The organism is Streptomyces sp. ICC1 (assembly GCF_003287935.1).
Taxonomy (GTDB): domain Bacteria; phylum Actinomycetota; class Actinomycetes; order Streptomycetales; family Streptomycetaceae; genus Streptomyces; species Streptomyces tritrimontium.
This window is the reverse complement of the sequence record NZ_CP030287.1, coordinates 5,194,712-5,218,521: the sequence shown is the minus strand read 5'-3', so window position 1 is coordinate 5,218,521 and position 23,810 is coordinate 5,194,712. Positions and strand designations below refer to the sequence as shown.

Below are 23,810 nucleotides of genomic sequence, written 5' to 3'. Positions count from 1 at the left end.
GCGTCTCTCAGAAGAGGATGCGGCCGGCCAGCCAGCCCGCCGCGCGTGTCGCGGCGGCCCCCGCCGGCGCCTCCACCTGCGGGCAGGGCCGCATGCACCCGTCGTGCTGGAAGAACACACGCTCGGCCTGCCACTCTCGGGGGGCACGTACGCGCACCCCGTCACGGCGCCGGGTCTCGGCCCGGGAGCGGAATTCCTGCGGACCACCCTCCCCACCGACGCCATGACCGCCGTCCAGAGCCCGTACCCGGTGCTGCTGAACACCGAAGTCAGCGAGATCCCCGCAGGTCAGGACAGCCCCGTGGACCGCACGGACGGGCCCACCCCCGGCCCCCGCGCCGTTGCGGGCGGCGGCGGCGGCTACCTCCCCAACGAGCTCGCCTACCGCCCCAACCGGCCCCGGCCCCAACCCACCCCCCCGCCCTCCCGGGCGCGCCACCGCCGACCGCGCGCCGAGGCCGACCCCGCAACCGGTCCCGCCGAGAACACCGCGTCCCGCGGGCACCCGCCGCCGGGACTCCTCCCACGAGCGAGATGGCGTCATGAACCCGAACCCCCACGCCGAGCCCGGTCCCGTGCCGCACCTGCGCCCGGCCGGTCCGCAGACCCTCGGCATCCTGGCCGACCTCATCGCGCGGGAACAGCCCGTGTTCGCCATGCCGTCCTGGTTCGTGACCACCGAAGCCGCGCAGGCCGGCCACCTCCTCAGCGAGTTCGTCCGGGAACTGGGCGGCCGTCCGGCCGGCACCCGCTACCGCAGCTTCTTCGCCAACTCCCGCTACGAGGCCCTGCACGGCGCCGTCAAACTGCTGCGCCACCGCGCCGCGGCGACCGCGGCCGCCCACCGCGGGCGCGTCCTGGTCCTCGACCCCGACGGCACCCTCGCCCGCCGCACCGACCCGCTCGGCGAAGGCCCCGACCGCGCCCTCGCCCCCGGCCTCCCCACCCACACCACCGTCGCGGGCCTGCGCACCGCCCTGCGGAGCACCCCGGTGTGCGGGCTCGTCATACGCGCCCCCGAACTCCTCGACGACAGCGACCTGGCCGCCGTCGCCGAACTGGCCCGCGCCGCGCGCGCCACCGGAGCCCGCGTCGTCGTCGACCTCAGCGACATCTCCCCGGACACCGCGACCGACCCCGCCGTCACCGCGCTGCGCCCCGACCTCGTCGTCCTCGGCGAATCCCTCACCGGGCACGAGGTCCCGTTCGGCGCCTTCACCGGCACCCACGACACCTTCGCGCCGTGGAGCACCCCGCGGACCGGCTTCCTGCATTCCAACACCTACGGCGGAAACACCGTCGCCATGCGCGCCGTCGTCGCCCGGCTGCTGCCCCGCTGGGAGGCCACCGCCCCGGTGCACCGCGTCCTCGCGGCCGCCGCCGCCGACCGGCAGGCCACCCTCGACCTGTACGCCCGGCACGTGAACCCGATGGCGGCGCGCATGCAGCGCAAGCTGCACGGCGCGTTGAACGTCGTCCGGGCCAAGGGCTCCCGGCTCACCGTCCGCCTCGACTCCGGCCGCGAACTGGACCTGGTCGACGGGCTCTGCGGAGCCGGGCTCGGCGTGGCCGGCCACAACCCCGCCGACGCGCTGACCGACGTCGTACGGGGCCACGACCCGGCCCGGGACCACGTCCGCGAGCTCGAAGGGGTCCTGGCCCGCGAAACCGGCCTGCCCCACGCCTTCCCCGCCGTCAGCGGCGCGTCCGCGGTGGAGAGCGCCATCACCCTGGCCCGCCTCGCCCGCCCCCGGCAGCGGCGCATCGTCGTCTTCAAGCACAACTACGGCGGCAAGACCCTCGTCTCCCTGCTCGCCACCGCCGCCGACCGCACCCGCGCGCCCTTCGGACCGCTCTACGAAGACATCCGCTACATCGACCCCTTCACTCCGCACGCCGTCGAGGAGTTCCGCGAGGAGGCGGCCGCGGGCGACATCGGACTCGTCTGGATCGAACTGGTCCACGGCAGTTCCGACGCCTACGCCCCGATCCCCGGACCCCTCCTCGACGCCGTCACCGAGGGCCGGACCGAGCACGGCTACCTCGTCGGCGTCGACGAGGTCCTGACGTCCTACTACCGCTGCGGCACCCGCTTCGCCCACCACGGCAGGCTCCCCGACATCGACCTCATGAGCCTGTCCAAGGCACTGAGCCACGGCTGCTTCCCCACCGGCGCCGCCCTCGTCTCGGACGAGGTCCACGACGCCGCGCGCCGGGCCAACCCGCGGCTGGTCGAGGAACTGCGCACCCACCACGCCCACGGACTGGGCGCCCACTTCGCCCTCCAGTCCATCCGCCAGGTCGACGCCCTCGGCGTGCCCGAACGCGCCGGGGCCCTGTCGGACCTCGTGCGCGCCGGACTCGCCGCCATGGACGAAGGGCCGCGCGGAGTGGTCGGCCGCCGCTTCGCCGAAGGCATGCTCGGCCGGCTCGAACCACGCGTACCCGGAGTGCTCGGCCGCCTCGTCGATCCCGGGGGCGAGTGGATGACGTACGCCCTCATCCTCTGGTGGATCAACCGGGCCCGCGCCTTCGTCGTCTACGACGTGTTCCTGCTGCCCCTGACCGCCACCGAGCGGGAGATCTCCCAGGTCATGCGCGGCGCCCGCCGGCTCTCCCGCACCGGCCCGGCCCGGCTCCTCGCCCACGCCGCCCTGTTCCGGCTGGGCCAGCGCCTGTCCCAGGGCCCGTCCCGGCGCCTGTCCCGGCGCCTGTCCCGGCGCCTGTCCCGGCGGCCGGAGCGGCGCCCGTCCCGCACCCCCGCGAACTCGTCGAGGAGCACCGTATGAGCACAGAGAACGTCGAAGTGATCCGCACCTTCTTCCGGTTGTTCGACGAGGGCCGCCTCGCCGACATCGAGCCGCTGCTCGCCCCCGACTTCGAATGGGTCTACCACGGCCCCGCCTCGCTGCCGTGGGCGGGCGTCTACCGCGGCGTCGAGGGATTCCGCGCGTTCTTCGCCATCGTCCGCGAGCTGATCCGGGTCCAGGAGTGCGACGCCTACGACTACCTCGACGCCGGGGACCGGGTCGTGGTGCTGGGCGTGAGCCGCACCCACGTCCTGGCCAACGGCGCACGCTACGAGGCCCCGTGGATGAACGTATTCACCGTCCGCGACGGACTCATCTCCCGCTACCTCGACCTCTTCGACACCGCCAGCGTCGTCGAGGCGCTCGAACGCGACCCGCAGGAGGTGACCGCGGCCCCGTGAACACCACCGCAACCACCCTCGGCGCGGCCTTCACCGCAGTGGCCCGCGCCCACCCCCACCGCACCGCGCTGGTCCGCGGCCACCTCCGGATCGGCTACGCGGAACTCGCCGCCAGGGCCGCGGCCGCCGCCCGCCGCCTCTCGGGCCGCACCGCCCCCGGCGAGCCCGTCGGGATCTGCGCCCACCGCTCGCCCGGCACCATCGCCGCCCTGCTGGGGACGGTTCTGGCCGGGGGCGCCTACCTTCCGCTGGACCCCGACGCACCGGACGACCGGATCCGCTCGCTCGTCCTCGACAACCACCTGCGCACCGTCTTCGCCGCCGGGCCGCACGTTCCGCGGCTGCGTGCCCTCCTGCCCGCCGGAGTGACGGTCCTGGCCGTCGACGAGGACGCACCGGAGCCGGGCGACGGCTCCCCGCACGCCGTCCCGGAGGCCCCTGCGGGCGAGGGTCAGGGTGAGGGTCAGAGTCAGGGGCCGGGGCCGGATTCCCCGGCCTACGTCATCCACACCTCCGGCAGCACCGGCGCCCCCAAGGGAGTCCAGGTCGCGCACCGGTCCGTCCTCGCGCTGGCCCACGCCACCGAGGCCGGACTGACCGCCGACGACGCCGTCCTCCAGCTCGCCCCGCTCCACGTGGACCCCTCCGTCTTCGAGATCTGGGGCGCCCTGCTCAACGGCGCCCGGCTCGTGCTGCCGGCGTCCGACCGGCCCGGCGTCCACGACATCGGCCGGGAGTGCGCCCGCCACGGGGTGACCGTCCTGCGGCTCGCCGCCCCGCTGTTCCGGCTGGCGATGGAGCACATCACGGCGGACCTGCGCGGGCTGCGCCTGTGCGTCTCGGGCGGCGACCGGGCCGACGCGGACGCGGTGCGGACCGCGCTGCGCGAGCTGCCCGGCTGCCGGATCGTCAACGGCTACGGGCCCACGGAGACCACCGTCTACGCCTGCTGGCAGACCTTCGACACCCCGGACGACTGGGACAGCGGCTGGCGGGACGTGCCGATCGGCCGTCCCTTCGCCGGGGCCACTGCCCACGTCCTGCGCCCCGACCGCACCCCGGCCGGGCCCGGCGAGGAGGGCGAGCTCTGCATCGGCGGCCCGGGCGTCGCCCGGGGCTACCGCGGCAGGCCGGAGCAGACCGCCGAGCGGTTCGTCCCCGAGCCCGGCCGGCCCGACCACACCGCCTATCTGACGGGCGACCGGGTCCGCCGGCTCCCCGGCGGCGAACTGGCCTTCCTGGGGCGCTTCGACGACCAGGTCAAGATCCGGGGCCACCGCGTCGAACCGGCCGAGGCGGAACGGGCGCTGCTGACCCACCCGGCGGTCCGGGAGGCGGTCGTGGTCCCCTACGGCGCCGCGGACGCGCGCCGGCTGGCCGCGTACGTGGTGCTGGCACCGGGTGGCGACGCGGCCGCCGACGCCGACGCCCGGTCCGACGCCCAGGCCGCTCTCAGCACTCAGGCCGCTCTCAGCACCCAGGCCGTCCTCAGCGCCCACGCCGCCCGGATCCTGCCCGAACCGGCGGTCCCGGCAGCCGTCACCGTGCTGGCGGAGCTGCCGACCACCGCCAACGGCAAGACCGACCGGCGCCGCCTCGCCTCCCTCGCCGACCGGGCGGCCGTCGCGGCCGCGGCGGCTCCCGGCCCGGCCGGCGGCGCCCCGGCGGGTGCCGGTACGGAGGCCGCCGCCCTGCACACCGTTTCCGCGCACTGGGAGGCCGTCCTCGGCCGCTCCGTCGGCCCGGACACCGACTTCTTCGCCGCCGGCGGGGACTCCCTGTCCGCGATGGCGATCCTGGCCCGCCTGGAACGCGACCAGGGCGCGGCCCTGACGATCGCCGACCTGTTCACCACCCCGACGGTCCGGGCCCTGGCGGCCCGCGTGGCCGCCGCCACCGCGGGGGTAGCACCGGAGCACGGCTCCGCCGCCGAGGCCGACCCCGAGGCCGACCCCGCGGTCGCCCCCGCGGCCGACCCCGCCGGACTGCCGCTGTCGCCCGCCCAGGAGGGGATCTGGTTCGAGCAGGAGGCCACCGCGAGCACCGACCGGTACGTCATCGGACGCGGCTACGCCGTCGACGGCCCGCTCGACCAGGACCGGCTGCGGAACGCCCTGAACCTGCTGGGCCGGCGCCAGGCCGCCCTGCGGACCGTCGTCCGGCGCGACGCCGACGGCTGGCGGCAGAGCCTGACCGCCGACCCGGGCGCCGCGCTGCGCCACGTCGACCTCTCCGGCGTTCCGGCCGGCGAACGCCAGGCCCTGGCCCGCGCCCTGGCCGCCGAACACCGCGCGGCCGGCCCGGACGCCGACGGCACCCGGCTGCTGCGCACCCTGGTGCTCACCCTCGACGAGGGGCGGGCCCTGATCCACTTCGCCGTCCACCACGCCATCGCCGACGACTGGTCCCTGGACCTCTTCACCTCCGAGCTGTCCGCCCTGTACGCGGACCCGGCCGCCGACCTGCCGCCCCTGAGCCCCGCCTACCCCGAGCACCTGCGCGCCGCCCAGGTGCCCCGCCCCGAACGCCTCACCGCCGCGACCCGGTTCTGGCAGGGCGCGCTCGACGGGGGCGCCGCCGCGCTCGACCTGGTCACCGACCGCCCCCGACCCGCGGTGCTCAGCGGATCCGGCGACCGGGTGCGGCTGCGGATCGGCTCCGCGCAGCACGCGCGCCACGCCGAGGCCGCCCGCCGGCACGGCGTCAGCCCGTACATGTTCTGCCTGGCCGGCGTGTACACGGTCCTGTCCGCCCACACCGAACGCGACACCCTCACCCTGGGCGCCCTCGCCGCCGGCCGGGACCGGGCCGGGACGCAGGACCTCGTCGGCTGCTTCGTCAACCTGCTGCCCGTCCGCGTCGAGGCGGACGCGGACACCACCGCCGGGTCCCTGCTCGCCCGCGTCCGCACCGCCTGTACCGAGGCCCTGCACCACCAGGACGTCCCCTTCCAGGCCGTGGGCCGGGAACTCGCGCCGTCCACCACCGCACGGGCGGCCGTCCCCTTCCAGGCCGTCGTCAACCACCGGCAACGCGGGCCGCGTCCCCTCGAGCTGTCCGGTGCGCGCACCGAGCCCTGGGACGCCGGCGGCCGCGCCACCGCCACCTTCGAGCTGGCCTTCACCTTCGAGGAGGAGGGCGACGGCCTCGACGTCGAGGTCGAGTTCAGCACCGACCTCTACGACCGGGCCACCGCACAGAGGCTGGCGGGTCAACTGGCCGCCGTGCTCGACCGCCTCGCGGACGGCGACCCGCCGCTGCGCGACGTCACCCTGTACGAACCGGGGGAGTACGAACGGCTGAGCCGCGCACCGGAGCCGGGCCCACGGGCGGCGGACACCACCCTGCCCGCCCTCGTCGCCCGGCAGGTCGCGGCCCGCCCGCACAAGACCGCCGTGACCGGCGCCGGCACCAGCCTCACCTACGCCGAACTCGACCGGCTCGCCGGCACCGTGGCCGCCCGCCTCGCCACCCGCGGGATCCGGCCCGGCGACCGCGTCGCCGTGTGCCTGGAGCGCTCCCCGCTGCTCGCCGCGACCCTCCTCGGCGTGCTCAAGGCCGGGGCCGCGTACGTGCCGCTCGACCCGGCGTACCCGGCGCGGCGGCTGCGCCACTGCATCGCCGACGCCGATGCCGGCGCGCTGGTCTGCGCCAAGGACACCGCCGACACGCTGTTCGGCCCCGGTACGGAGGCCTCCGGCCCGCCCGTCCTCGACATCGAGGCCCTCGCCGCCCCCGGCGAGGAGACCGCGCCCGCCGTAGATCGCGGCGACCCCGGCGATCCCGCCGCCCCGGCGTACGTGATCTACACCTCCGGCAGCACCGGGCGCCCCCGCGGCGTCGCCGTCTCCCACCGCGCGGTCGCCAACACGCTCCTCGCCTGCCTGGACCGGCACCCGTTCACCGCGGACGACGTCTGGCTCCAACTGACCTCGCCCGGCTTCGACGTGGCCGCCTTCGAGCAGTTCATGCCGCTCGTCTCCGGCGCCACCCTGGTGTACGCGGACGACGCCACCCGCTCCGACGGCCCGGCCCTCACCCGCACCCTGCGCACCGCCGGGGTCACCGTGATGGTGACCGTACCCTCGCTGCTGCGCGCCCTGGACCGTCCCGACCTGGGTGACGTGCGCGTACTGCTCGTCGCCGGTGAGCCCGCGGACGTCCACGACACGCGCCACTTCGCCCGGGACCGGGTCGTCGTCAACGGCTACGGCCCGACCGAGGCGGCGATCCTGGCGACCACCCACCGGGCAGGCCCCGCGGACGACCGGGCCCGTGTGCCCGTGGGCACCGCCCTGCCCGGCACCGCGGCCCACGTGGTGGACCGCCACGGACGGCTCGCGGCCACCGGGGTGCCCGGCGAACTGTGGCTCTCCGGCGCCGGACTCGGCGACGGCTACCGCAACGACCCCGAGCGCACGGGCGAGCTGTTCACCACCCATCCCGCGCTCGCCGGCGCCGGACGCTGCTACCGCACCGGGGACCGCGTGCGCCGGCTGCCCGACGGAGCCGTCGACTACCTCGGCCGGCTCGACCACCAGATCAAGCTGCGCGGCTTCCGCATCGAGCTCGGCGAGATCGAGGCCGCGCTCGCGGAGCACCCCGGTGTCCGGGAGGCCGTCGCCGTCCTCCTCGGCACCGGCACCGACGCCGAACTCGCCGTCGGCTACGTCGGCACCGCCGCGCCGCAGGACGCCCGCGCCCACCTGGCCCGGCTGCTCCCGGGCCACATGGTGCCCCGCCTGGCCGTACCCGTCCCCGCCATCCCGACCGGCAGCCACGGCAAGGCCGACCGGACGTCGCTCGCCGCCCGGCTGGCCGCCCTCCGGCAGCAGCGGCTCCCCGCCGACGGCCCGGCGGACGGCTCCGGGGACGGCCCCGCGAACGGGAGCGAGCGGCGGCTGCTCGCCCTGTGGGAGGACGTGCTGGGCGGGCCGGCGGGCTCCCTGGACGAGGACTTCTTCGCACACGGCGGCCACTCCCTGCGGGTCATCCGGCTCCTGGGCCGCATCGAGCGGGAGTTCGGGGTCCGGATCGCCGTCGCCGACTTCCTCGCCGAGCCGACCGTACGCGCGGTGGCCCGGCTGTTGCGGGGGCCCGATCCGACGACCCTGCCGGTGGGGCCGGACGACGCGCGGCTCGACCCCGGCATCGTCTTCCCCGACCGTCCCGGCCCCTTCGACCCGAACGACGCCGTGCTGCTCACCGGGGCCACCGGATACGTGGGCTCCCACGTGCTGGCCGAACTGCTGGACCGCACCACGGGCCCGGTCCTGTGCCTGGTCCGGGCCGTGGACCCGGACGCCGCCCGTCGGCGCCTGGCCGCGGCCCTGCGCCGCCACGGTCTGCGCCGCGACGCCTCGGACCCGCGGATCGTGCCCGTCCCCGGGGACCTGTCCCGGCCCGGCCTGGGCCTCGACGGCACGCACCGGGAACACGTCCTGCGGGCGACGACCGTGCTCCACCTGGGCGCCGAGGTCCACCACGTGTCCGGCTTCCACCACCTGGCGGCCGCCAACGTCGGCGGCACCGCCGAACTCCTGCGGATCTGCGCGCAGGGCCGCCCGGCCCGCCTGCACCACGTCTCCACCCTGGGCGTGTTCCGGGACGGACCCGGCGGCACCCGCCCGCGCACCATCACCGAGGCCACCCCGGCCGCCGGCGAACGGCATCCGCGCGGTCGCGGCTACGCCGCCGCCAAGTGGGCCGCGGAGCACCTCGTCGGCCAGGCCCTCGAACGCGGGGCCGACGCCCGGATCTACCGGCTCGGCCGGGCCGGCGGCAGCACGACGGGCGCCGTCAGCGAGGACGACTTCCTCAGCCGGCTCCTCGTCACGTCCACCGCCCTCGGCTGCCACCCCGACGACCCGCGGCTCGCCACCGACGCACTGCCCGTGGACACCATGGCCCGGGCCCTGGTCGCCCTGGCCCTCGCCGACGCCGCCCCGGGCACCGTCCACCACCTGCACCACCCCCGGCGGACCCCGCTGGCCGAACTGCTCGCCGTACACGAGCGCCGCACGGGCCGCACCACCCCCGCGGTCCCGCTGGAGGTCTGGCTCGGCCGGCTGGCCGACGCGGAGGCCCGCGGCACCGCGCTGCCCGCCCTCGCCTACCGCGAGTACTTCCGGGAGCTGTGCGACCACCCGGACGCCGGCCTCCCCGACCACCGCAACGACGCCACCGTCGCCGCCCTGCGGGCCCACGGCGTCACCCCGCCCGCCCTGGACGACGCCCTCGTCGGCCGCTGGTGGCAGAAACTCGACCGGAGCACCCGCGATGACTGACCCGACGACCGACGCGACGACCGGCCCGGCTTCCGACCCGCACTACCCCAGGGACCGGCAGTGCCCGTTCGCCCCGCCCCGGGAGGCCACCGACATCCGCGACGCGGGCACCGTGCCCCGCGTGACGCTGTGGAACGGGGTCCGCCCCTGGCTGTTCACCGGCTTCGACGACGCCCGTACCGTACTGTCCGACCCCCGGTTCAGCGCGGACAAGAGCCGCCGCGGCTACCCGCTGTCCAGCGCCGTCGCCCTGGCCGAGACCGCCGTCGAACCGACCCTGCTCGTCATGGACAACCCGCGCCACGACGCCGTACGGCGCCTGGTGCTCGGCGAGTTCACGGTGAAACGGGCCGAGCGCCGGCGCCCCGCCGTGCGCGCCGTCGTCGACGGCTGCCTGGACCGCATGCTCCGCGGCACCGAGGCCGACCTCGTGGCCGACCTGGCCCTGCCCGTCGCGCTCACCGTCATCTGCGAGTTCCTCGGAGTGCCCTTCGAGGACCGCGAGCTGTTCCGCGGCCTGACCCACACCATGAACGTCGTCGACGGCACCACCGAGAGCGCCGCCGCCGCCCGGCAGGCCCTCCAGGACTACCTGGAGGAGCTCGTCGCCGCCGCCGCACGCGAACCGGGGGACGGGTTCATCGGCCGCATGGCGGCCCGGCACCTGCCCGACGGGACCATGACGCGACCCCAACTCGCCGCGATGGCCCTCCTGCTGCTCACCGCCGGCCACGACACCACCGCCAACATGATCTCCCTCGGGGTGCTGACGCTGCTGCGCCACCCCGGCCACTTCGCCGCCCTCGGCACGGACGACGACCCCGAGCTGCTCTCCGACACCGTCGAGGAGATGCTGCGCCACCTCACCGTGGTCCAGCGCGGCATCCGCCGGATCGCCGTCGAGGACGTCGAGGTCGGCGACCGGCTCGTCCGGGCCGGGGAGGGCGTCGTCGCCGCCATCAACGTCGCCAACCGGGACCCCGAACGCTTCCCCGCCGGCGAGGAGTTCGACCCCGCCTCCCGCGCGCACGGCCACCTCGCCTTCGGCTACGGGCCCCACCAGTGCATGGGCCAGTCGCTGGCCCGGGTGGAGCTCCAGGAGGTCTACGCCGCCGTGGCCCGCCGGATCCCGACGCTGCGCACGGCCGTGCCCGTCGAGGAGATCCGCTTCAAGTCCGACATGGCCGTGTACGGGGTGCACGCCCTTCCCGTGACCTGGTGACCCCGCTGCCGCCCGCCGCCCGTCCCCCCGCACCGAAGGAGCCGACCCCGTGAAGGTCACCCTCGATCCCGAGCGCTGTGTCGGCGCCGGCCACTGCGTCCTGTCCGCCGCCACGGTCTTCGACCAGGACGAGACCGACGGCATCGTCATGCTGCTGGACCCGGAACCGGCCGAGCACCTCGCCGACGCCGTCCACGAGGCCGCCGACCTGTGCCCCGCCCGGGCGATCCTGGTCACCGGGGCCGACGGGCGACCGGCATGAGCGCCGCCCTGCTGGCCGCCCTGCGCGCCGCCCTCGGCGGCGGCGGCGCCCTGGTCACCGACCCGGACGCCACCGTCGGCTACTCCCACGACATGATGCCGCTCGCCCCGCACGGCCGGCCGCTCGCGGTGGCCCTGCCCGCCTCGGCCGAGCAGGTGCGGGCATGCGTGCGGGCCTGCGCGGCGGCCGGCGTCCCGATCGTCCCCAGGGGCGCCGGAACGGGCCTGACCGGCGCCGCCAACGCCGTCGACGGCTGCGTCGTCCTGGTCACCACGCGGATGAACCGGATCCTCGAACTCGACCCGGACAACCGGATCGCCGTCGTGGAGCCCGGCGTGGTCAACCAGGACCTGAAGACGGCCGCCGCCGCCCACGGCCTGTACTACCCGCCCGACCCCTCCAGCCTCGACACGTGCACCCTCGGCGGGAACCTGGCCACCAACGCGGGCGGCCTGTGCTGCGGCAAGTACGGGGTCACCGGCGACTACGTCCTCGGCCTGGACGCGGTCCTCGCCGACGGCTCCCTCCTGCGCACCGGCCGCCGCACCGTCAAGGGCGTCGCGGGCTACGACCTCACCCGCCTCCTCGTCGGCAGCGAGGGCACCCTCGGGATCATCACGCGGGCCACCCTCTCCCTGCGCCCGCTGCCCTCCGCGCCCGGCACGGTCATCGCGGCCTTCGACTCGGTGGCCCGGGCGGGAGCCAGCGTCAACCGGATCGTCCGGGCCGGCCTCGTCCCCTCCCTCATGGAGATCATGGACGCGACCTCCCTGCGCGCCTCGTCCGCCTACCTCGGCACCGAGCTCGCCGGCGAAGGCGACCAAGCCCTGCTGCTGTGCCAGTCCGACGCGCCGGAGGGCACCCGCGAAGCCGAACTCGACCAGATGGAACGCGTGTTCCGGCAAGCCGGCGCGGTGTACACGCACGCCACGCAGGACGCGGCGGAGGGCGCCCTGCTGCTGCGCGCCCGCCGGGTGAGCCTCGCCGCCCTCGAAGCCCGGGGCGCCTGCATGACCGAGGACGTGGCCGTGCCCCGCACCCTCATCGCCGATCTGATCGAGGGCTGCACGCGGATCGGCGCCGACGCGGGGCTGACCGTCGCGGTCGTCGGCCACGCGGGCGACGGCAACATGCACCCCACGGTCCTCTACGACGGCGACGACGCCGGGCAGTACGCCCGCGCCCGGACGGCGTTCGACGCGATCCTCGCCCTCGCCCTGTCCCTCGGCGGCACGATCACCGGCGAGCACGGAGTCGGCAAGCTCAAGCAGGACTGGCTGGAACGCGAACTGGGCCCGGTCGCCCTGCGCGTGCACCGCGACCTCAAGGACGCCCTCGACCCGGCGGGCCTGTTCAACCCCGGCGCCGTGTTCGCCCGGCGGCCGGCCGGGACCCGCCGTGCCGGTTGAGACCCTGCGGACGCTGGCCGGGCTCGCCCCGCCCCTGCGGACCCTGTTCCTCACGACCCTGCTCTTCCGCTCCGGCACCATGGCCTACCCCTTCCTCACCCCGTACCTGCTGGGCCGCGGAGGTCTGGACGCGGCCGAGGCGGGCCTGGCCGTCACCACGTTCGGGGTCGGCGCCCTCGCCGCGGACCTGGCCGCCGGACGGCTCCTCGCGAGGCTGCACCCGTACGCCCTGATGCGGGGCGGCTTCCTGCTGGGCGCCGCCGCGGTCGCGGTGGTGCCGCTGCTGCACGGCCTGCCCGCGCTCGTCACGGTGGTGCTGGTCTGGGGGTTCGCGTACGAGATCGTCACCCCGGCGTCCTACGCGGCCACGATCGCCGGGTCACCGCCCGAGCAGCGCAAGGTCGCGTTCTCGTGCCACCGGCTCGCCATCAACCTCGGACTGTCGGCCGGCCCGCTCCTCGGGGCCCTGCTCTACGCCCTCGACCCGTACGCCGTGTTCTGGGCCAACGCCCTGTGCGTCCTGGCGGCCGCGGCGTTCCTGCACCGCCGCGGCGGACGCCGGCCCGCCGCCGGACCGGACACCGCGGCCGGCGTCGCCGTTGCCGTCGCTGCCGCCGCCGGCGGCGGGCCGGGCCGCGCGACCCGGCCCCACGGCCCGGTCCGGCAGACGACGGCCGAACGCACCCGGTTCTGGAGCGTGTTCGGCCTCTCCCTGCCCATCCAGCTGGCCTACGCGCTGCCCTCGGTCTTCGTCGGTGCCTACGTCATCGTCGGCCTCGGCCTGCCCGGCTACTGGGCCGGCGTCGTCTTCACCGTCAACGCCGTCGGGATCGTCCTGTTCGAGGTCCCGCTCAACATCCGCATGGCACGCGTCGGACACCTGGCGACCCTGCTGAGCGGCTACGCGCTCGCGGGCACCGGGTTCCTGCTCATGGCCCTGGCCGACACCGGGCCGGAACTGGTGCTCGCCACCCTCGTGTGGACGGCCGGGGAGATCGTCGTCTTCCCCGGACTGCTCGACTACGTCAGCCGGCTCTCCGGCCCGGCCGCCGACCGCAACATGGGCCTGTACTCCGGCGGCGTCAACCTGGCCTTCATCGCGGCCCCGCAACTCGCCCTGCACCTCTCGGCCCCCGGCCACCCGGGCGCCCCGTGGGCGGCCGCCGGCGCGGCGGTCTGCACCGCCTGCCTGCTGCTGCTCGCGGCCCGCACCAACCCGTACACCTGGCACAAGGAGGAACCGTGCTCAAGCGTGACCTGACCCCCTTCATCGGCGTCGAGTACAGCGGACTCACCCACGCCGAACTCACCCGCCCGGAGGTCTTCGCCGACGTCGTCGACTCCCTGAACCGGCGCGACCTCGTCGTCGTCCGCGGCATCGACCTCACCCCCCGGCAGCAGATCGGCCTCGCCGCCCGCATCGGCCGCCCCGTCCCCTTCCTCCTCGCCGACTGGCGCCACCCCGAGTTCGCCGAGATCCTCGTCTCCTCCAACGAGCGCAAGGACGGCCTGCCGGTCGGGATCGAGCGGGTCGGCCACTTCTGGCACCAGGACTCCTCCTTCGACGCCGACCCCTCCGCCTACACCGTGCTGCACGGCGTCCACGTGCCCGAGGACCACGGCCACACCGTCTTCGCCAGCGCCGCCGACGTCTACGACCGGCTGCCCGAGCAGTGGCGCACCCTCCTGGAGGACCGCGTCGGGCTGCACACCCTCACCAAGCAGCAGCGCATCGCCCCCGAGCACGTGGGCCTGTCCATCGCCGAGGTGCGGGCCCTCATCGCCCGCCAGTACCCGGCCGTCGAACACTCCGTCGTCCGCCGCGACCCGCACACCGGCCGCCGCTTCCTGTACGCCGCCCGCGCCTACATGGACCGGGTCGTCGGCCTCGACGCCAACGAGAACGAGGCGTTCTTCGACCTCGTCGACACCCTCCTGGCCGACCCCGACCGCACCTACACCCACCGCTGGACCCCGCACGACCTGCTCCTGTGGAAGACCGCCACCACCTACCACGTCGCCACCGACCTGCCGCCCGGCGTCTCCCGGACCGTCCACCGCGTCAGCGTCGCCGCCGCATGAGCGGGCCCCGGCACCCCGCCGCGCCCGTCGGCGTGATCGTCGACGGCTACTCGGTCGGCAAGTACCTGCCCGCGTCCTTCCGCAAGCTCGGCGCGGACGTCGTCCACCTCCAGAGCACCCCCGAGTTCCTGGACTGCGTACCCCCGCCGGACCTGCGCCCGTACCTGGCCAACGTGGTCCAGGACGCGGCCGATCCCGCCCGCACGGCGAAGGAGCTGGCCTCCTACCACCCGTGCGGGGTCCTGCCCGGCCAGGAGACCGGGGTCCCGCCGGCCGACCGGACGGCGGAACTGCTGGGCCTGCCCGGCAACCCGTCGGCCACCTCCGCGCTGCGCCGCGACAAGTACCGCATGATCGAGGCGCTGCGCGCCGCCGGCATCCGCTGCGCCGACCAGCTGAAGTCCGACGACGTGGAAGCGGTGCTCGCCTGGGCGTCGACCACCGGATACCCGGTCGTCGTCAAACCGCTCAGCTCGGCCTCCACGGACAAGGTCTCCGTCTGCCGCGGCCCGGACGACGTCCGCGCCGCGGCCGCCGAGATCCTCGGCAGCCGGGACATCTTCGGCCGGCACAACGACGAGGTGCTCGCGCAGTCCTTCCTGGACGGCACCGAGTACATCGTGGACGTCGTCAGGGGTCCCGGCGGCACACGGCACGTGTGCGGCGTCTGGCGCTACGACAAGACCCTCGTCGGAACCCGGCCGGTCTACGACCGGGACGTCCTGATCGACCCCGGCGCGCCGCAGGTCGAACCCCTCGTCACCTATCTGGACACCGTGCTCGACGCCCTGGACATCCGGTTCGGCGCCGCCCACGCGGAGATCATGATGACCGCCGCCGGGCCGGTGCTCGTCGAGGTGGGCGCGAGGCTCGACGGCATCATGGACCCGGGCCACCACGACTCCTGCCTCGACGGGAACCAGGCCGACCTGCTCGCACTCGCCTGCGTGCGCCCGGGGGAGTACCGGCGCGCGCACCCCGGCGACACCCTGTACCGCAAGCACCGCGAAGGCATGGTCGTCCACGTGCGGACCAGCCGCGGCGGCCTCGTCGAGGCCGTGGACGAGAACGCCCTGGCACGGATCCGCGCACTGGAAACGGTGCACCTGGCGGTGGTCCGGCTGGCCCCGGGCGACCGGATGCGGCCCACCACCGACCTGCTGTCCAGCCCGCTGCGCGTCTTCCTGACCGGCGACAGCCCGGAGGAGCTCCTCGCCGACCAGCGCCGCATCCGGCTGCTGGCCGACGACGTGTTCCACCTCGCCCCGAACTGACCGCGCCCGCGCCCGCGCCCGCACGCGCATGCCGGCGTGCGCCGTCCCACTCCCGAGGATTCCCATGGGTGTTGCCATCCGAGCCGACCTGGCCTCCGTCCCCGACTACAACATTCCCGGCACGGCGCCCGGCGCCATCCTGCTCAACTCCAACGAGGGGCCGCTGCCGCCCCCGCCCGCCGTGGTCGAAGCCATCACCCGGGCCGCCGTCGAAGGCCACCGCTACCCGCAGTGGTTCTCCGACACCCTGGTCGGGCGACTGGCCGACGAACTGGACGTCCCCGCGGAGGGCATCGCCGTCGGCTGCGGGTCGGTGAGCCTGTGCCGCGATCTCATCCAGGCGTTCTGCGGCCCGGGGGACGAAGTCCTGTTCGCCTGGCGCTCCTTCGACGCCTATCCGGTCTTCGCGAAGGTGTCCGGAGTGCGCGCCCGCACCGTCCCCCTGGACGCCGGACACCGGCACGACCTGGAGGCGATGCTCGCCGCCGTCACCCCCGCGACCCGCGTCGTCTTCGTCTGCAACCCCAACAACCCCACCGGGACGGCGGTCCGGGGCCGCGAACTGCGCGCGTTCCTCGACCGCCTACCGGCCCGCGTCCTGGTCGTACTGGACGAGGCGTACCGGGAGTTCGTCGACGATCCCGACGTGCCGGACGGGATCGCGCTGGCCCGCCACCGCCCGAACGTGGCGGTGCTGCGCACCTTCTCGAAGGCGTACGGGCTCGCCGGCGTGCGCATCGGGTACTGCGTGGCCGCGCCGGCCGTGGTGTCGGCCGTCCACAAGGTGTCCGTCCCCTTCGCGGTCAGCAGGCTCGCCCAGGCGGCCGCCCTCGCCGCGCTCGACCGCCCCGACGAGGTGCGCGCGCGCTCCGCCGCGATCGTGCGCGAACGGCGGCGCCTGGAGTCCCTGTTGACCCGGCACGGCCATGAAGTGACCCCTTCGCAGGCCAACTTCGTGTGGCTGCCCCTGGGGGAGGAGGCCGCCGGCTTCGCCGACTTCTGTGCCCGCCACGGCGTGCTCGTCCGGGCCTTCCCCGGCGACGGGGTCCGCGCCACCGTCGGCCTGCCGGAGGAGAACGACGCCTTCCTCCGCGCGGCCGACCGCTACCGGGCGACCGCTTTGCGGCCCCAGGCCGTCGGCAGGCCCGGGGACGGTCCGGTGCACCGGCGCGAATCCAGGTAGCGCACGGCCTCGTCGATCTGCGCGTGGGGCGCGCGCTGCCGCCAGCGGGTGCGGGGTCCACCCCGATGGGGGAAGCTGGGATGGTCGCAGCGCCGGCGGCCGGCGGCGCGGGCGGAGTGGCGAGGAAGGTCTGTCGTGAACGTTTCAGCAGGTGGGCGGCGTGCACGCGCATCCCGGCGCGGGGTGCGGACGGGCGCCGCCCTGCTGTGCGCCGTGGCTCTGGCGGTGGCCGTTCCGGCGTCCGCGCACGCGGGCGGGACGTCGGCCCGGATCCTGGAGCCGGGCGACCCGGTCGTGGTCGTGGACTGCTTCGACCAGGCGCAGATGCGCCCCGCGGAATACCTCCTTGCCTGCGGCGACGGGAACAACCGCCTCGTCGGGCTCCGATGGGACTCCTGGGGGTCGAGGACCGCCACGGCCACCGGTACCGACATGGTCAACGACTGCCGCCCCTACTGCGCGGCCGGCCGTTTCCACGGCTACCCGGTGACGGTGACCTTGGGCAGCCCGCAGGCCTGGCCGGAGCACCCCGATGTCCAGCGCTTCACCACGATCCGGCTGCTCTACACCGACACGGCACCGGACCCGGTCCCCAAGCACGTGACCTACAAGCTCGTGTGGTGACGCGGCCCTCAGCCGGCGTCGACCACCAGGTCCGCGCGCCCGGCGCCCGGGGCGATCAGCCGGGCGTTCGCCTCGTCCGAGCGGGCCACCCACGCCCGGGCGGACGACGGGTCCTTGCCGTGGCGCACGTGCCGGTCGACCAGGCGCCCGACGCGCAGGGCCTCGTCCGGGGCGAGGTACCAGGCTTCGTCCAGCAGTGGCCGTACCGCCGCCCACGCTCCCGCGTCGTGCAGCAGGTAGTTCCCCTCGGTGATCACCAGCGGTACGGCCGGGGCGACGGGAACGCTGCCCGCGACCGGCTCCTCCAGGGAGCGGTCGAAGGCGGGCGCGTACACCGTGGCCCCGTCGGGGCTGCGGAGCCGGCGCAGCAGGGCGACGTACCCGGCGGCGTCGAAGGTGTCGGGAGCGCCCTTGCGGTCGGCCAGCCCCAGCCGGGCCAGCTCGGCCCCGGCGAGGTGGAACCCGTCCATCGGGACGACCACGGCCGTCCCCGGCCCGAGCGCTACGGCGAGCCGGGCGGCGAGCGTCGACTTCCCGGCCCCCGGCGGCCCGGCGATGCCGAGGATCCGCCTGCGGCCCGCGACGGCCAGCCTGCCCGCCCTTGCCACCAGCTCCGCCGTCATATCCGCCTCCGTCGTGTTCCGCACGTGCGTATCCTGCCCGACCCGCGGCCCGGCCCGACGACCACGGGCACGGTCGTCGGGCCGGGCCGCGGATGTCAGCCCTCGGCGCCGTCCAGGGCGGTGTCGGGGATCCAGGAGCCGTGGAGTCCGGCCCCGACCCGGTGGGGCAGGTGGACGGTGGCGATGCGGTCGAGGCCGGAGGCGTCGAGGACCAGGAGCTGCGAGGCGTCCTGCTTCAGGTCGGAGACGACGGTCAGGAGGTAGCCCTCGTCCTCGCCCGAGGCGCCGGCCGCCGGGACGAAGACCGCCTCGCTCGGCATGCGGGCGTCGCCGACCTGGTGGATGCGGCGGGCGCCGGTCGTGCGGTCGTACTTGACGATGCCGTAGCCCCCGAAGCCCTTCTCGTCGGGGAAGGCGATGGCGTACTGGTAGCGGTTCTCGGCGCCCAGGTACTCCTCGTTGAGGGTCGGGAACTCCACCGCGAGGTCGTCGATGATGCGCTCGTCGACGGTGCCGGAGGCCATGTCGAGCACCCAACGGCGGGTGTAGGAGCGGGAGACGGGCTCGGTGCCCCGACCGGGCGCGCCGATCCACCAGTTCCAGGACAGCCGGAATCCCTCGCGGTCCACGGTGGGGCCCTCCAGGACGATGCGGCCCTGGCCGTCCTCGTAGGCGTTGGACACGTGGAGCATGTTGCCCGGTTCGATGGAGAACCAGCGGATGCGGCCCGCGCCGTCCTCGCCGCGCGGCATGACGCCGATGCGCGAGAGCTGCCGGTCGCTCCAGCCGTAGGGGATGCCGGAGTGGTCGGCCGGGTCGAAGGTGACGTTGCCCTCGACGAAGACCACGTGCCGGCGGGTGAGGGCGAAGTCGTGCTTGAGGGAGGCGGTCGCTCCCGGGACCTCGGCGCTGTGGACGATCTCGCCCTTGGCGTCGGCGACGTGGTGCACCAGGAAGGGCGGGAACGGCGAGGACCCGAAGAAGTGGAGCTCGCCGGTGACCGGGTCCTCCTTGGGGTGCGCGGTCATCGCCGTGCGCAGTTTGCCGTCGAAGTCGTACGCGCCGACGGTCTCCAGCTCGCGGGTGAGCTCGAAGGGGAGGTTCGCCTCGCAGAGGGCGAGCAGGCGTCCGGCGTGTTCCATGATGTGGGTGCCGGCGGTGCTGGCCGTCAGATCGGGGCCGTTCTCCGTCATGTACGGGGCCCCGTCCAGCGCGGGGGTGCGCACCCAGCGGTTGCGGTACCACTCGGCGCGGCCCTCGCGCAGCCGGATCCCGTGGACCATGCCGCTGCCCTTGAACCAGTGCGTCGGGCTGACCCCGGGCTTGGGGTTGTGGCCGTTGCGGAGCAGGCGGCCGGTCAACTCGGGCGGCAGGGTGCCCTCGACGGTGAGGCCGGTGGCGGTGACCTCGTCGGTGACGGGGGTGTAGTGGCCGTTCAGGTACGGCTGGTCGGCAGTCACGGCGGAACCTCTTTCGGTGGGATTTCGAGGGGGTGTGGCGGTGCTGCGGCGGACCCCCGGCTGTCATACACCTCCGCTGGCGCCGACGGCCGTCTAGGTGTAGACGCAGCACGGCCTCCGAAGTCACCCGGCAGCACTCAGCTGAGCCGAAACCGCCCCCCGAGGCCTTGTGGGGCCCGGGGGGCTCCGCCCGGGCCCCACAAGGCCTCGGGGGGCGGTTTCGGCTCAGCTGAGTGCTGCCGGGTGACTTCGGAGGGTAATCGTGTCGCGGCAATGCACGCAGCGGGCTTTACGAAGGGTTATGGTGGAACCCCCCCCTCGGGCCGGTCCGTATCCCCCCCACGGACCGGCCCGTTTTTCATGCCCCGGGCACGGCGGGCGAATCCGCAGGTCAGCCCCGCTGGGCCCAGATGTTGGCGCCGGGGGTGGACACCGCGAAGGAGTCGATCTCCTTCAGGTCCTGCTCCGACAGCGGTGCGCCGGACAGGGAAGCCACGTTCTCCTCGAGCTGCTTGACGCTCGAAGCGCCGATCAGCGCCGACGTCATCCGCTCGTCCCGCAGCACCCAGTTCAGCGCCAGCTGCGCCAGCGTCTGGCCGCGCCGCGCCGCGATGTCGTTCAGCCCGTTCAGCCGGCGGACGACGTCCTGCGACAGCAGGTCCGGGTTCAGGGACTTGCCCTGCGTGGCCCGAGAGCCCTCCGGGATGCCCTTGAGGTACTTGCCGGTGAGCAGGCCCTGCGCGAGCGGCACGAAGGAGATGCAGCCCATGCCGGCCTCCTCCAGGGTGTCCAGCAGGCCGTCCTCCTCCGTCCAGCGGTTGATCATGGAGTAGGAGGGCTGGTGGATGAGGGGGCGCACGCCCATCTCCCGCAGCAGCCGGGCCGCCTCCGCCGTCTGCTCCGCGGTGTACGAGGACACGCCCACGTACAGCGCCTTGCCCTGCTGGACCGCGGACGCGAGCGCGCCCATGGTCTCCTCCAGCGGGGTCTCCGGGTCGAAGCGGTGCGAGTAGAAGACGTCGACGTAGTCGACGCCCATCCGCTTCAGCGAGGCGTCCAGCGAGCCGAGCAGGTACTTGCGGCTGCCCCACTCTCCGTACGGACCCGCGTGCATCAGGTAGCCGGCCTTGGTGGAGAGGACCAGCTCCTCGCGGTGGGACGCGAAGTCCTGCGCGAAGATCTTGCCGAAGTTCAGCTCGGCCGAGCCGGGGGGCGGTCCGTAGTTGTTCGCGAGGTCGAAGTGGGTGACGCCGAGGTCGAAGGCGCGCCGCAGGATCGCCCGCTGGGACTCCAGGGACGCGTCGTCGCCGAAGTTGTGCCAGAGGCCGAGCGAGATCGCGGGGAGCTTGAGGCCGCTGCGGCCGGTGCGCCGGTACTCCATGGAGTCGTAGCGCGCGGGCTCTGCCCGATAGGGATTGTTTTCAGTCACGTTGTCCTCCCTATCACGGACTTGTGACAGGACCGAGTTGGGTACCGGATCCCGCCGCGCAGTAATGTGGCGGACCTGGGGGGACCGCATTCCGCATCGGGGGAATCGCTCGGAGGGGCTGGAAGATCGTGAAGCTGCGCGACCTGGTACGCCGTCCTGTGTACAGGCTCTACGCACGCCGGGTGGAAGGCCGCATCGACCATGACGAGACGCCCAAGCACATCGGCGTCATTCTGGACGGGAACCGCCGCTGGGCGAAGGCGTCCGGGGGCACCACGGAACAGGGCCACCAGGCCGGGGCCGACAAGATCTCCGAGATGCTGGGCTGGTGCACCGAGACGGACGTCGAGGTCGTCACCCTGTGGATGCTCTCCACGGACAACCTGGACCGGCCCGAGGTCGAGCTCCGCCCGCTGCTCAACATCATCGAGAACACGGTCCGCGGCCTCGCCGCCGACGGCCGCTGGCGGGTCCACCACGTGGGCAACCTCGACATCCTGCCCGCCGGGACGCAGAACGTCCTGAAGGAGGCCGAGGAGGCCACCCGCGGAGTCGACGGGATACTCGTCAACGTCGCCGTCGGCTACGGCGGCCGCCAGGAGATCGCGGACGCCGTCCGCTCGCTCCTGCTGGAGCACGCCACCAAGGGCACCTCCTTCGAGGAGCTCGCCGAGATCCTCGACATCGACCACATCGCCGAGCACCTCTACACGCGCGGCCAGCCCGACCCGGACCTCGTGATCCGCACCAGCGGCGAGCAGCGGCTGTCCGGATTCATGCTGTGGCAGAGCGCGCACTCCGAGTACTACTTCTGCGAAGTCTTCTGGCCCGCCTTCCGCAAGGTCGATTTCCTGCGGGCCCTGCGCGACTACGCGGCCCGCCACCGGCGCTACGGCTCCTGAGCCCTCCCGCGGGTCCCGGGCACGCCGTCGTACGGCACCTGACCTGCGAATCTCTGATACCCCCTCGGCACCTCACGGCGCGCCCGGACCCGTCCGCGGCGCGCCGTCCCCGTGCTCCCGTACGCCGCTGCGCCGCTTCGGGGCCCCTGCGCGCAAGGCCTTCACCAGGGATTCACCGAGCGTCCGTCATATGCCATGGCATGGCCGGTCCCAATCGGGGAATACCCCTTGCAGGTCGATGCCCGATCCACGGGTGTCGAGTCTCAGCGGACGGCATGGGGTCGTCCGCCCGGGAGGCCCTTTGCACCAGGACGAGCGTGCGGTTCGCACGGACGGAGTGGAGGGCCGGGAGTCGGCCCGCGCATGGGTGCCGATGACCGGTCCGGTCTTCATGGCCCGACCTCTTCCGAGGGGGTACGTCCTTCCGTGGTGACCAGCACAAAGAGCCGCCTGCCCGACAGGCGGACCTACGTCCTCGACACCAGCGTCCTGCTGGCAGACCCCAACGCGATCACCCGCTTCGACGAGCACGAGGTCGTGCTCCCGATCGTGGTGATCACCGAGCTGGAGGCAAAGAGGCACCATCCCGAACTCGGCTACTTCGCCCGTCAGGCCCTGCGCCTGCTCGACGACTTCCGGGTTCGCTACGGACGCCTCGACGCACCCATCCCGCTGGGCGATCTGGGCGGCACCCTGCGTGTCGAGCTCAACCACTCCGACCAGAGCGTCCTTCCCGCCGGCTTCCGACTGGGGGACAACGATTCGCGGATCCTCGCGGTCGCCCGCAATCTGCAGGCCGAGGGATACGACGTCACGGTCGTCTCGAAGGACCTCCCGCTGCGCATCAAGGCCTCCTCCGTGGGGCTGATGGCCGAGGAGTACCGCGCGGAGCTCGCCATCACCGATGCCGGCTGGACCGGCATGAGCGAGCTGGCGCTCTCCGGGGAGCAGGTCGACCTCCTCTACTCCGAGGAGCGCCTCTACGTACCGGAGGCGGCGGAACTGCCCGTGCACACCGGGCTGGTCATCCAGTCCGAGCGTGGCAAGGCGCTGGGCCGGGTCGCCGCCGACGGGAACGTACGGCTCGTCAAGGGCGACCGGGAGGCCTTCGGACTGCACGGCCGCAGCGCCGAGCAGCGGATCGCGCTCGACCTCCTGCTCGATCCGGAGATCGGGATCATCTCGATGGGCGGCCGGGCCGGCACCGGAAAATCGGCGCTGGCGCTGTGCGCGGGCCTGGAGGCCGTCCTGGAGCGGAGGCAGCATCAGAAGGTGATGGTCTTCCGGCCGCTGTACGCGGTCGGCGGCCAGGACCTCGGCTACCTGCCCGGGGACGCCTCCGAGAAGATGAGCCCGTGGGCGCAGGCCGTCTTCGACACCCTCTCGGCGGTCGCCGGGCGCGCGGTCATCGAGGAGGTGCTGAACCGCGGGATGCTGGAAGTCCTGCCGCTCACGCACATCCGGGGCCGTTCGCTGCACGACGCCTTCGTGATCGTGGACGAGGCGCAGTCGCTGGAGCGCAATGTCCTGCTGACCGTTCTGTCCCGGATCGGGGCCAATTCGCGGGTCGTTCTGACCCATGACGTGGCCCAGCGGGACAACCTGCGGGTCGGCCGCTACGACGGAGTCGTCGCCGTGGTCGAGAAGCTGAAGGGGCATCCGCTCTTCGCGCACGTCACGCTCACCCGCTCGGAGCGCTCCCCGATCGCCGCGCTCGTCACCGAGATGCTGGAGACCCTGTAGTTCGAAAAAGGGTAAAAACCCCATAGCGGGAAGGCGAGTTGGCGCCGCCCGGCAAAGGCCCAGGAGCCTAGCCGGGCGGCGCCTTCGTGCACAGGGCTT

Annotated in this window: 16 protein-coding genes; 13 read left to right on the top strand and 3 right to left on the bottom strand. The window is 74.2% G+C overall.

All coding sequences use genetic code 11. From position 1 onward, the window contains the following. Positions 1-542: 542 nt before the first annotated feature. The 11 genes from DRB96_RS24655 to DRB96_RS24605 all read left to right on the top strand — a co-directional run bounded on the left by DRB96_RS24655 (position 543) and on the right by DRB96_RS24605 (position 17,554). A complete protein-coding gene (locus tag DRB96_RS24655) occupies positions 543-2,789 on the top strand; it encodes an aminotransferase class III-fold pyridoxal phosphate-dependent enzyme (RefSeq protein ID WP_112450430.1) in 2,247 nt (748 codons plus the stop codon). Next, complete coding sequence (locus DRB96_RS24650; RefSeq protein WP_112450429.1) at positions 2,786-3,211, top strand: nuclear transport factor 2 family protein; 426 nt, start codon at positions 2,786-2,788, stop codon at positions 3,209-3,211. Before DRB96_RS24655 ends, DRB96_RS24650 begins: the two co-directional genes overlap by 4 nt. Further along, positions 3,208-9,498: a non-ribosomal peptide synthetase gene (locus DRB96_RS24645; RefSeq protein ID WP_162689090.1), complete on the top strand. Its 6,291-nt coding sequence runs from the start codon at positions 3,208-3,210 to the stop codon at positions 9,496-9,498. The genes DRB96_RS24650 and DRB96_RS24645 overlap by 4 nt, the downstream gene beginning before the upstream one ends. Beyond that, a complete protein-coding gene (locus tag DRB96_RS24640) occupies positions 9,491-10,720 on the top strand; it encodes a cytochrome P450 (protein WP_112450427.1) in 1,230 nt (409 codons plus the stop codon). The genes DRB96_RS24645 and DRB96_RS24640 overlap by 8 nt, the downstream gene beginning before the upstream one ends. A gap of 49 nt (positions 10,721-10,769) precedes the next feature. Beyond that, positions 10,770-10,982: a ferredoxin gene (locus tag DRB96_RS24635; RefSeq protein ID WP_112450426.1), complete on the top strand. Its 213-nt coding sequence runs from the start codon at positions 10,770-10,772 to the stop codon at positions 10,980-10,982. After that, on the top strand, positions 10,979-12,391 hold the full coding sequence (locus DRB96_RS24630) for an FAD-linked oxidase C-terminal domain-containing protein (protein WP_112450425.1): 1,413 nt from the start codon (positions 10,979-10,981) through the stop codon (positions 12,389-12,391). Before DRB96_RS24635 ends, DRB96_RS24630 begins: the two co-directional genes overlap by 4 nt. Next, complete coding sequence (locus tag DRB96_RS24625; RefSeq protein ID WP_112450424.1) at positions 12,381-13,652, top strand: MFS transporter; 1,272 nt, start codon at positions 12,381-12,383, stop codon at positions 13,650-13,652. The genes DRB96_RS24630 and DRB96_RS24625 overlap by 11 nt, the downstream gene beginning before the upstream one ends. Further along, positions 13,634-14,473 carry a TauD/TfdA family dioxygenase gene (locus DRB96_RS24620; protein WP_112450423.1) on the top strand — a complete coding sequence of 280 codons (840 nt, stop codon included), beginning with the start codon at positions 13,634-13,636 and terminating at the stop codon, positions 14,471-14,473. The genes DRB96_RS24625 and DRB96_RS24620 overlap by 19 nt, the downstream gene beginning before the upstream one ends. Beyond that, positions 14,470-15,747 carry an ATP-grasp domain-containing protein gene (locus DRB96_RS24615; protein WP_112450422.1) on the top strand — a complete coding sequence of 426 codons (1,278 nt, stop codon included), beginning with the start codon at positions 14,470-14,472 and terminating at the stop codon, positions 15,745-15,747. The genes DRB96_RS24620 and DRB96_RS24615 overlap by 4 nt, the downstream gene beginning before the upstream one ends. 64 nt (positions 15,748-15,811) lie before the next feature. Next, the gene (gene hisC, locus DRB96_RS24610) at positions 15,812-16,930 is read left to right on the top strand and encodes a histidinol-phosphate transaminase (protein ID WP_112450421.1); all 1,119 of its coding nucleotides are present in this window, start codon (positions 15,812-15,814) and stop codon (positions 16,928-16,930) included. A gap of 135 nt (positions 16,931-17,065) precedes the next feature. After that, a complete protein-coding gene (locus DRB96_RS24605) occupies positions 17,066-17,554 on the top strand; it encodes a hypothetical protein (RefSeq protein ID WP_239516383.1) in 489 nt (162 codons plus the stop codon). An 8-nt stretch (positions 17,555-17,562) separates the two neighbouring features. Here the strand turns inward: DRB96_RS24605 and DRB96_RS24600 are convergent, their stop codons facing one another. The 3 genes from DRB96_RS24600 to mgrA all read right to left on the bottom strand — a co-directional run bounded on the left by DRB96_RS24600 (position 17,563) and on the right by mgrA (position 21,066). Then, positions 17,563-18,201: a nucleoside/nucleotide kinase family protein gene (locus DRB96_RS24600; protein ID WP_275432024.1), complete on the bottom strand. Its 639-nt coding sequence runs from the start codon at positions 18,199-18,201 to the stop codon at positions 17,563-17,565. Positions 18,202-18,272: 71 nt separating this feature from the next. Then, entirely contained in the window at positions 18,273-19,637 is a 1,365-nt protein-coding gene (locus DRB96_RS24595) for a carotenoid oxygenase family protein (RefSeq protein ID WP_112450418.1), read from the bottom strand. Between the two features lie 391 nt (positions 19,638-20,028). After that, positions 20,029-21,066, bottom strand: a complete 1,038-nt coding sequence (gene mgrA / locus DRB96_RS24590; RefSeq protein ID WP_112450417.1) for an L-glyceraldehyde 3-phosphate reductase — start codon at positions 21,064-21,066, stop codon at positions 20,029-20,031. Positions 21,067-21,194: 128 nt separating this feature from the next. On the opposite strand from mgrA, the gene DRB96_RS24585 reads away from it, so the two are divergent. After that, positions 21,195-21,968 carry an isoprenyl transferase gene (locus DRB96_RS24585; protein WP_112450416.1) on the top strand — a complete coding sequence of 258 codons (774 nt, stop codon included), beginning with the start codon at positions 21,195-21,197 and terminating at the stop codon, positions 21,966-21,968. Positions 21,969-22,394: 426 nt separating this feature from the next. Beyond that, a complete protein-coding gene (locus tag DRB96_RS24580; protein WP_112450415.1) occupies positions 22,395-23,711 on the top strand; it encodes a PhoH family protein in 1,317 nt (438 codons plus the stop codon). Positions 23,712-23,810 lie beyond the last annotated feature (99 nt).